Below are 9,172 nucleotides of genomic sequence, written 5' to 3'. Positions count from 1 at the left end.
GGGTGGAGCGTGCGGTGCGCCTGCGCGGCCGGGTGGACGGGTTCGGCCCGTACCTGCCGGACTCGCTGCTGGCGGTGGCGGCGGCCGGGGTCGCGCTCTGGGCGGTGTCCCAGGACACCACGGTGCGCCCGTGGTGGATCCACCTGCTCGCGGTGGCGACCGCGCTGCCGCTGCCCTGGCGGCGCCTGAGGCCGCTGACGGTGCTGGCGCTGGCGACGGCGCCGTCGCTGGTGATCTCGGTGGTGGCGCACTCGGCCAACCCCCAGGTGCCGCTGTCCGGGGTGGTCGCCCTCTACACGGTGGCGGAGCGGTCCTCGGAGCGGGTGCGGTGGAGCGTGCTGGCGGTGGTGGTGGTCGGCAACGTGCTGGGCACCCACTCGCCGAACGGCGCGCTGTTCAGCCTGGTCACCTCCGTCGGCACCTTCGTGTTCGGCTCGCTGGTGCGCGCCCAGCGGCAGCTGGCCCGGGTGCAGGCGGAGCGGGCCCGGGAGGCCGGCGAACGGGCGGCGAGCGACGCGGCCCGGGCGGTGGCGGAGGAGCGGGCCCGGATCGCCCGGGAGATGCACGACATCCTGGCCCACGCCGTCTCGCTGATGGTGATCCAGGCCGAGGCCGGGCCGGTGGTGGTGCGCAGTGATCCGGACCGGGCCGTCCGCGCGTTCGACACCATCGCCGACGCGGGCCGGGACGCGATGGTCCAGCTGCGGCGCGTGCTGGGGGTGCTGAAGGACCCGGAGGCGGGCCGGCAGCTGGCGCCGCGGCCCCGGCTGGCCGAACTCGCCGGGGTGGCCGACCGGGTGCGCGCGGCGGGGCTGCGGGTGGATCTCGAACTTCCGGGGCAGGAGGGTCCGCTGCCGGCCGACGTGGAGACGGCGGCGTACCGGATCGTGCAGGAGGCGCTGACCAACACGGTCAAGCACGCCGGGGCGGACCGGGTCGCGGTCCGGGTGCGGCGGGCCGGGGAGGTGCTGGAGGTGGTGGTCTCGGACAACGGACGCGGGGTGCCGGCCGCGGCCGGCCGTGCGGTGGTCGGCTGGTCCGGCGGCCGCGGTCTGGTCGGCATCCGGGAGCGGGCGGCGGCCTGCGGCGGGCGGGCCGAGGCCGGGCCGGGGCCGGAGGGCAGGGGTTTCCTGGTGAGGGCCCGGCTGCCGCTGGGCACGGGCGGGGTGGTGGAGAGGGTGGACGAATGACGCCGATCCGGGTGGTCGTCGCGGACGATCAGGAGCTGGTGCGGGCCGGGTTCGGGATGATCCTGGACGCGCAGCCGGACATCGAGGTGGTGGCCGAGGCGTGCGACGGTGCCGAGGCGATCGAGGCGGTGCGCGCGCACGGCCCGGACGTGCTGCTGCTGGACGTCCGGATGCCGGTGATGGACGGGCTGGAGGCGGCCCGCCGGGTGTGCGCCGAGTTCCCGTCGACCAAGGTGATCATGCTGACCACCTTCGACATCGACGACTACGTCTTCGACGCGCTGTACGCGGGCGCCAGCGGCTTCCTGCTCAAGGACGTCCGGCGGGACGACCTGGCGCACGGGGTGCGGATGGTCGCCTCGGGGGAGGCGCTGCTCGCGCCGTCGGTGACCAGGCGGCTGATCGGCGAGTTCGCGGCCCGTCGGCCGGGGGCGCCGGAGCGGGCGGTGCGACCGCCGTCGCGGCTGCTGGAGCAGCTGACCCTGCGCGAGCGGGAGACGCTGCGGCTGATCGCGCGCGGGCTGTCCAACGCCGAGATCGCGGCCGAGCTGGTGGTCAGCGAGCACACGGTGAAGACGCACGTCAGCAATGTGCTGAGCAAGCTCGGGCTGCGGGACCGGGTGCACGCGGTGGTGTTCGCGTACGAGGCCGGGGCGGTGGTGGCGGGGGAGTCCTGACGGGCTCCCCCGTGCGGGGGAGGCGGCCGGTTCGCCGGTGCGGGTGATCCGGGACGAGGGCCCCGGCCGGGAGGCTCTGCGGTGTCGGAACGGACCACACCGCTGGAGACCATCGGATGAACACCGCCCTGGATGCCCGGAACACCCGCCCCACCCGCCTCAGCGGCCTCACGCCGTACGCCGTCGTCGGCGCCCCCGCCCTGATGGCCCTCTACGGCGGCATCCGCCTGGTGCCGGGCTCCCGGGCGCCCGGCCCCGGCTGGACGGCGGGGCACACCGCGATGCTCGCCGGGCTGCTGCTGTTCGCCCCCGTCCTCCTCGCCCTGCACCGGCGGCTCGCCCCGCGCGGCACGGCCGCGCGGACCGCGGCCGGGGCGGCGCTGGGGACGGCCTTCGCGGGGTTGCTCTGCTCGCTGGCGCAGATCGGCATCGACCTGGTGGTGGGGCTGGCGGCGGCGGACAAGGCCGAGCAGTCGCGGCTGTTCGACCGGGTCCAGGACGTCCCGGGCGTGCTGCCGGTCGTCTACCAGGTCGGCCCGCTGCTCTTCTACGTCGGCCTGCTGGCGCTGCTGACCGCCGCCGCGGCGGGCCGCTCCCGGGCGCTGCGCTGGTGGAGCCCGGTGCTGGCGCTGCTCGGCACCCTGGCCTCGGGCGTCGACCTGGCCCTCGTCCCGCTCGCCGCCGCCTGCTACCTGCTCGCGCTCGCCCCGCTGGCCCGTCCGGCCGCCGCGCCGCGCGCCGCCCTGGCCTGAAACGCGCGTCCTGGCCCGAAGCGGGCCCCGGCTCGGCGCCCCCGGATTTTCGGTGGCCGGTCGTGGGCCGCGGGCCGTACGGTCCGGGGTATGAACGCGAAGCGCCCCCTGATCGCCGTGCTCACCGGCGCGGGCATCTCGACGGACTCCGGCATCCCCGACTACCGCGGCCCGCAGGGGCTGTGGCAGAAGGACCCGTCGGCGCAGGAGCTGGTCACCATCGGGCCGTACCTGGAGGACCCGGAGGTCCGGCGGCGGGCCTGGCGGATGCGGCTGGAGACGGGCGCGCTGGGCGCCGAGCCGAACGCCGGGCACCGGGCGCTGGTCGACCTGGAGCGCTCCGGGCTGCCGCTGCGGGTGCTCACCCAGAACATCGACGGGCTGCACCAGAGGTCCGGGCTGACCGCCCGCAAGGTGCTCGAACTGCACGGCAACGTGCGGGAGACGCAGTGCCTGCGCTGCCGGGTGGTCGGTTCGATGGCGGACGCGCTGGACCGGGTCGGGGCGGGCGAGCCGGACCCGGCGTGCCGGGAGTGCGGGGGGATCCTCAAGCCGCGCATCGTGATGTTCGGCGAGAACCTGGATCCGGAGGTGCTCGGGCAGGCCGACGCGGTCGCCCGGGCCTGCGACGTCTTCATCGCGGTCGGCACCAGCCTCCAGGTGTTCCCGGTGGCGGGGCTGCCGTACAACGCGGTGCGGACCGGGGCGAAGCTGATCATCGTGAACGGCGAGCCGACGCCCTACGACGAGGCCGCGGCCGAGGTGATCCGGGAGCCGATCTCGCAGGCGCTGCCGAAGCTGGTGCGCCGACTTGTCCTGGAACGGGCCTGAGCGGGGGCCGGAAGGGTCATGTTCCCGGACGTACCGCGTGCGTACGATGATCTTTCCGGCTTCCCCCCTCCTGGCCTGGAGTGATCGACCGATGACGACGACGGCGAAGTTCGACCCCTGGTCGGCGGCCTTCGTGGCCCACCCGTACGACGCGTACGCCGAACTGCGCGAGCACGCGCCGGTGACGTACTTCGAGCCCACGAACCAGTGGCTCGTCTCGCGCCACGAGGACGTCAGCGCCCTGCTGCGCGACCGGCGGCTCGGCCGCACCTACACCCACCGCTTCAGCCACCAGGAGTTCGGCCGCCCCGAGCCCGACCCGGCGCACGAGCCCTTCCACACCCTCAACGACCACGGGCTGCTCGACCTGGAGGCGCCCGACCACACCCGGCTGCGCCGGCTGGTCTCCAAGGCCTTCACCCCGCGCATGGTCGAGGGCCTGCGCCCCACCGTGCGGCGGCTGGCCGGCGAACTGGTCGACCGGCTGCTCGCGGCCGGCGGCGGCGACCTGATCTCCGCCGTCGCCGAGCCGCTGCCGGTCGCCGTGATCGCCGAGATGCTCGGCGTGCCGGAGGCCGACCGCCACCTGCTGCGGCCGTGGTCCGCCGACATCACCGGGATGTTCGAGCTCAACCCCACCGAGGAGACCGCCCGCCGGGCCGTCACCGCGAGCATCGAGTTCTCCGACTACCTGCGCACCCTGATCCGCGAGCGCCGGGGCAACCCCGGGACGGACCTGATCAGCGCGCTCATCCAGGCCCAGGAGGGCTCCGACGCGCTCAGCGAGCAGGAGATGATCTCCACCTGCGTGCTGCTGCTCAACGCCGGCCACGAGGCGACCGTCAACACCACCGGCAACGGCTGGTGGGCGCTGTTCCGCAACCCCGGGGAGCTCGCCCGGCTGCGCGGCTCGGTGGACGCACTGCTGCCCACCGCGATCGAGGAGCTGATGCGCTGGGACACCCCGCTGCAGATGTTCGAGCGCTGGGTGCTGGAGGACATCGAGGTCCGCGGCGTCACCATCCCGCGCGGCGCCGAGATCGCCCTGCTCTTCGGCTCCGCCAACCGCGACCCCGAGCGCTTCGCCGACCCGGACCGCCTCGACCTCGGCCGCACCGACAACCCGCACATCACCTTCGGCGCCGGAATCCACTTCTGTCTGGGCGCCCCACTCGCCAGACTGGAGCTCACCGAGTCCTACGGCACGCTGCTGCGCCGGGCCCCGGGCCTGCGGTTGGTCCGCGAGCCCGAGTGGAACCCGGGCTACGTGATCCGCGGGCTCAAGGAGCTGTTGGTCGAGGTGTGACGGGAAGAGGGGGGAACTGCCGTGGGCAAGGCGACGGGGGCACTGCTGGGGCTGGCGATCGGCGACGCGATGGGCCGGCCGACCGAGTTCCAGGACATCGAGCGGATCGCCGCCGACCATCCGGACTGGCGGCGGCTCCCGCTGCCGAAGAAGGCGCTGGTCACCGACGACACCCAGATGACGCTCGCCCTCGCCCGCGGCCTGCGCACCGCCCTGGCGCGTGGGACCCTGACGCCCCTGCGGCTGGAACGGCCGGTCCGCGAGGAGTTCGTCGACTGGTGGCGCTCCCCGCAGAACAACCGTGCCCCCGGCATGACCTGCCTGCGCGCCTGCCAGCGCCTCAGCCACGACGAGTACCGCTGGCAGCAGGCCAGCGACGTCGGCTCCAAGGGCTGCGGCGCCAACATGCGGGTCGCCCCGGTCGGACTGATCCGCGACCTGGACGCCCGGCAGCTCTCCGGCGCCGCCCAGCTGCAGTCCGCGCTCACCCACGGCCACCCGACCGCGCTCGCCGCCAGTGACCTCACCGCGTACGCCGTGCGCAAGCTCGCCGAGGGCGTCCCGCCCGCCGCACTGCCCGCGGTGCTGCGGGCGTACGCGCTGGCGAGCCGCGAGCGGTACGACGCGTTCTGGCTCGGCGACCTCGCCGACCGCTGGTACGGCTCCTCGCCGCAGGCCGTCATCGCCCGCGGCTGATGGGCCCCTCCTGCCCGTCGGCGGGCAAGGAGGGAGAGTGCCTCCAGGTGCTCGACCGGCTGGACGCGGCGCTCGCCGCCCCCGACGTCGAGGCCGACCCGTGCCTGGCCACCGGCGAGGGCTGGGTCGCCGAGGAGGCCTTCGGCACCGGCCTGCTCTGCTTCCTGCTGCTGCCCGACGACCCGGTGGCGGCCGTCCGCCGGGCCGCCTGCTCCAGCGGCGACTCCGACTCGCTGGCCTGCCTGACCGGCGCCTTCGCCGGCGCCCACCACGGCGAGGCGGCCTGGCCGGCTGACTGGGTGGAGCGGATCGAGCACCGGGACGAACTGCTGGAGTTCGGAGCGCTCTGGGACTGATCCGGGGCACGCCGGCCGGGCGGAACCGGTGGGCGGGACGGCGCGTCGAAGGGCCATGACGAACCGCAGCACCGCAACCCGTCGCACCCTCCGCCGCCCGGCGGCGCTGCTCCTCGCGGCCGCGCTCGCCACGCCGCTGCTCGCCGGCTGCGGCAGCACCGGGGCCGCCGCGCCCGTGGAGCTCCGGGCGTCCGCGCCCGTGAGCCGGCCGGCCGTCGACCCGGCCCAGGTGGCCGCCACCGCGACCGCCACCGACGCCTTCGGCCTGGACCTCCTGCACGCCCTGACCAGCGAGCCGGACGCCGCCGGGAGCAACCTCGTGGTCTCCCCGTCCGGCCTGGCCACCCTGCTCGCCATGCTGCTGCCCGGAGCCCGCGGCGCCACCGCCGGGGAACTGGCCGAGGCCCTGCACACCGGGCTCGACCCGCGGCAGTACGCGCTCGCCACCGGCGCGCTGAACCGGCCGGTCCCGGCCACCGACCAGCTGACCCTGCGCCGCAGCGACGACGTCTGGACCCAACAGGGCCTGGCCGTCGAGCCGGACTACCTCGCCACCCTCGCCGCCGCCTTCGACGCCGGGGTCCACCAGGCCGACTTCGCCAAGGACCCGGACGGCGCCCGCAAGACCGTCAACGCGGCGGTGGAGAAGGCCACCGACGGCCGGATCAAGGACCTGTTCGGCTCGAACGGGATCACGTCGAGCACCCGGCTGGTGCTCACCGACGCGCTGTACCTCAAGGCGAAGTGGGCCTCCGCCTTCACGCCCTCGCACACCGCCGACCGCCCGTTCCACAAGCTCGACGGCTCCGCCCCGGCCGTCCCCACGATGGGGCAGACCGGGGAGTTCAAGTACGCCGACGGCTCCGGCGGGATCGTCGGCGAGCCCTGGCAGGCCGTCGAACTGCCCTACGCGGAGGGCGGGCTGGTGATGGACCTGATCGTCCCCCCGCAGGGCGGCTTCGCCGCGTTCGCCAAGGGCCTGGACCAGCCCCAGCTCGACCGCGTCCTCGGGGCCCTCGCCGAGCGGCCGGTCGACCTCCGGCTGCCGCGCTTCCACTTCGGCACCTCGAAGGAGCTCACCCCCGCGCTGCGCTCGCTCGGCGTGCGGGCGGCCTTCGACGCGGCCGACTTCGGCGGCATCGCCAAGGACCCGCTGGCCGTCGGCACGGTGGTGCAGAAGGCCACGATCGAGGTCGGCGAGGACGGCACGGTCGCGGCGGCCGGCAGCGGTGTCGGGATGGAGGTGATGGCGGCGCCGAACGCCGAACGGCCGGTCCAGGTGTACGTCGACCGGCCGTTCCTGTTCCTGATCCGGGACAGCCGGGGCGGCGCGCCGCTGTTCCTCGGCCAGGTCACCGACCCGCAGGCGGGGTAGTCACCGGGCCGGGTGGTCACCAGGCGGGGTAGCGCCCGCCGAGCCCGGGGTGCAGCGGGTCACGGCTGCCGAACAGCACCAGCAGGTCGTCCGCGACCTGCCGCAGCTCGGCCCGCCCCTCGACCGCCCCGGCCCACTCGGGGGGCAGCGCCGCGGCGCCGTACGCGGCCCCGACCAGGTTGCCGCAGACCGCGCCGGTCGAGTCGCTGTCCCCCGAGTGGTTCACCGACAGCAGCAGCGCGGTGCGCACCGGGTCGGGGTCCAGGGTGGCCGCCAGCAGCGAGTACACCGCGATGGCCAGGCACTCCTCGGCGGTCCAGCCGAGCCCGACCCGCTCCACCGTCTCCGCGGCCGGCTCGGCCTCCTGGGCCAGCCGCACCGCCCGGGCCAGCGCCTGGACGGTCTCCTTGGAACTCGGCAGCTCGCGGATCTGCTCCACCGTCTCGCCGACCGCCGCCCACGGCTCGGTGCCGTCCGCGAGCCGCTCGACCAGGGCCGCGAAGGCGCCGGCCGCGAGGTAGCCGGTCGGGTGTCCATGGGTGAGCTGGGCGCACTGCACCGCCAGCCCGAAGGACTGCTCGACCCCGAGCCGGGCCAGCCCGAACGGCGCCGAGCGCATCACCGTGCCGCAGCCCTTGGAACCCGGGTTGATCGGCCCCAGCAGCCCGATCGCGGACGGCGCCTCGAACACCGGATGCTCGGCCACCCCGCTCAGGCAGGCGTTGCCGGGCGCCCGCCGCGCGTACAGGAAGGGCCGGCTCAGCAGCCAGCCGTCGTACGGGCGGGGCTGCGGCTCGGTGTCCGGCGCACCCTGGTACTGGGTCCGCAGCCAGCGCCGGTAGGCGCCGTGGACGGCCTCCGGCACCGAGCCGCCGCCGCCCGTCCAGCCGCGGACGAAGCCGCGGATCAGACCCTCGGCGGTGAACAGCGTCATCTGGGTGTCGTCGGTGACCTCGACCGGCCCGGGCCCGGCCGGCAGCGTGGTCACGCCCTGCGGCCCGAACCGGTCCTGGATCTGGTGGAGTTGCTGGAACTCCACCGGCCAGCCCAGCGCATCGCCGATCGCTCCGCCGAGCAGCGCTCCGCGCACCCGGTCCCGGTACCCCGACTCCGCCGCCGGATCCGTCACGTCGCGTCCCCCTTCGTTCGTGGCGGACTACGTTCTATCAGGTCCCCGGGGAATGATCGGCGGGACGGGCCCTACCGGCGGATCGCACCGGCGCGTCCGTGCAGCGCGGCCCGGTCGGCGGCGGCGCGTCCGGCCGCCCAGCCCACGCCGTCGCTGACCCGCACCCGCTGCGAGACCAGCTTCGGGAACAGCCGGTCGACCTGCTCGTCCACCGCCTCGGAGCGGGCGGCGAGCGCGGGCAGCAGCCGCTCGTCCGGCAGCAGCTGCTCCTCGGTGCCGTCCTCGCGCAGGTGCCGGCCGGCCGCGGCGGCGCTGGTGGCGCGCTCGGTCGCGGCGGTCAGCCGCTCGCGGATCCGCGCCGCGTACGCGACCAGGAAGGACTGCCGGAACGCCTTGCTGCGCGAGTCCTTGCGGGAGCCGGCCTTGTTGAGCGCGTGGGTGGCCTGCACCAGCAGCGAGGTGTAGAGCAGCTCGACGCCGTCCAGGTCGCCGTCGAAGCCGACCACGGTGCAGAAGCCGAACTCCTTCGCCCACACCACCCGGCACCGGTTGGCCGCCGCGACCGCGTCCAGCAGCATCGTCTTGGGACCCTCGTACGGGTTGTCCACCCCGATCCGCAGCGCCGCCGGGGTGTCGCGGTCGGCGCCGGCCGCGGCCAGCAGCGCGTCGTCGATGCTGTGCTGGGCCATCAGCTGCTGGGCCTTGGCGGTCAGCGCCTCGGCCTCCTCCGGGTACTCGGTGGACTCGGCCTTGGCCAGCAGCGCCCGGATCCGCGCCAGCATCCGCGGCTCGCCGGTCACCGGCGCCGAGTGCCGCCCCCGGACGGCCTGCCCGGGGGCGGGCCCCACCGGGGCGATCGG

The 9,172-nt window shown here is 75.3% G+C and carries 8 protein-coding genes and 1 pseudogene; 7 read left to right on the top strand and 2 right to left on the bottom strand.

The genetic code is table 11. The features are described from left to right. From ACIQOV_RS13725 to ACIQOV_RS13695, 7 genes and pseudogenes are all read left to right on the top strand, one after another. On the top strand, positions 1–1,190 hold a 1,190-nt coding region (locus ACIQOV_RS13725), incomplete at its 5' end, for a sensor histidine kinase (protein ID WP_401048349.1). Continuing rightward, positions 1,187–1,867, top strand: a complete 681-nt coding sequence (locus ACIQOV_RS13720) for a response regulator (protein ID WP_380351773.1) — start codon at positions 1,187–1,189, stop codon at positions 1,865–1,867. The genes ACIQOV_RS13725 and ACIQOV_RS13720, both read left to right, overlap by 4 nt. 116 nt (positions 1,868–1,983) lie before the next feature. After that, a complete protein-coding gene (locus tag ACIQOV_RS13715) occupies positions 1,984–2,619 on the top strand; it encodes a hypothetical protein (RefSeq protein WP_401048347.1) in 636 nt (211 codons plus the stop codon). 90 nt (positions 2,620–2,709) lie between these two features. Then, positions 2,710–3,450, top strand: coding sequence for an SIR2 family NAD-dependent protein deacylase (locus ACIQOV_RS13710; protein ID WP_401048346.1), 741 nt, complete (start codon positions 2,710–2,712; stop codon positions 3,448–3,450). A gap of 91 nt (positions 3,451–3,541) precedes the next feature. Further along, positions 3,542–4,756 carry a cytochrome P450 gene (locus ACIQOV_RS13705; protein WP_401048344.1) on the top strand — a complete coding sequence of 405 codons (1,215 nt, stop codon included), beginning with the start codon at positions 3,542–3,544 and terminating at the stop codon, positions 4,754–4,756. A 69-nt stretch (positions 4,757–4,825) separates the two neighbouring features. After that, a pseudogene (locus ACIQOV_RS13700) lies at positions 4,826–5,808 on the top strand (ADP-ribosylglycohydrolase family protein). A gap of 55 nt (positions 5,809–5,863) precedes the next feature. Further along, positions 5,864–7,183 (top strand): serpin family protein, encoded by a 1,320-nt coding sequence (locus tag ACIQOV_RS13695; RefSeq protein ID WP_401048342.1) that lies wholly within the window; start codon positions 5,864–5,866, stop codon positions 7,181–7,183. A gap of 16 nt (positions 7,184–7,199) precedes the next feature. Here ACIQOV_RS13695 and ACIQOV_RS13690 read toward each other — a convergent pair whose 3' ends face one another. Then, a complete protein-coding gene (locus tag ACIQOV_RS13690) occupies positions 7,200–8,312 on the bottom strand; it encodes an ADP-ribosylglycohydrolase family protein (RefSeq protein WP_401048341.1) in 1,113 nt (370 codons plus the stop codon). Between the two features lie 71 nt (positions 8,313–8,383). Then, positions 8,384–9,172: DUF2786 domain-containing protein (locus ACIQOV_RS13685; protein WP_401048339.1), on the bottom strand; the 789-nt coding region annotated here is incomplete at its 5' end.

The sequence above is a fragment of the Kitasatospora sp. NPDC091257 genome (assembly GCF_044757675.1).
In the GTDB taxonomy this organism is placed as follows: Bacteria; Actinomycetota; Actinomycetes; order Streptomycetales; family Streptomycetaceae; genus Kitasatospora; species Kitasatospora lactacystinica.
The sequence above is the reverse complement of the archived record's forward strand: the minus strand, read 5'-3'. Positions and strand labels throughout refer to the sequence as shown.

What these genes read in the sequence shown, in the direction of transcription:
- ACIQOV_RS13715 (WP_401048347.1), top strand. Translation starts at nt 1,984, where the DNA reads ATGAACACCGCCCTGGATGCCCGGAACACCCGCCCCACCCGCCTCAGC.
- ACIQOV_RS13695 (WP_401048342.1), top strand. Translation starts at nt 5,864, where the DNA reads ATGACGAACCGCAGCACCGCAACCCGTCGCACCCTCCGCCGCCCGGCG.
- ACIQOV_RS13705 (WP_401048344.1), top strand. Translation starts at nt 3,542, where the DNA reads ATGACGACGACGGCGAAGTTCGACCCCTGGTCGGCGGCCTTCGTGGCC.
- ACIQOV_RS13720 (WP_380351773.1), top strand. Translation starts at nt 1,187, where the DNA reads ATGACGCCGATCCGGGTGGTCGTCGCGGACGATCAGGAGCTGGTGCGG.
- ACIQOV_RS13710 (WP_401048346.1), top strand. Translation starts at nt 2,710, where the DNA reads ATGAACGCGAAGCGCCCCCTGATCGCCGTGCTCACCGGCGCGGGCATC.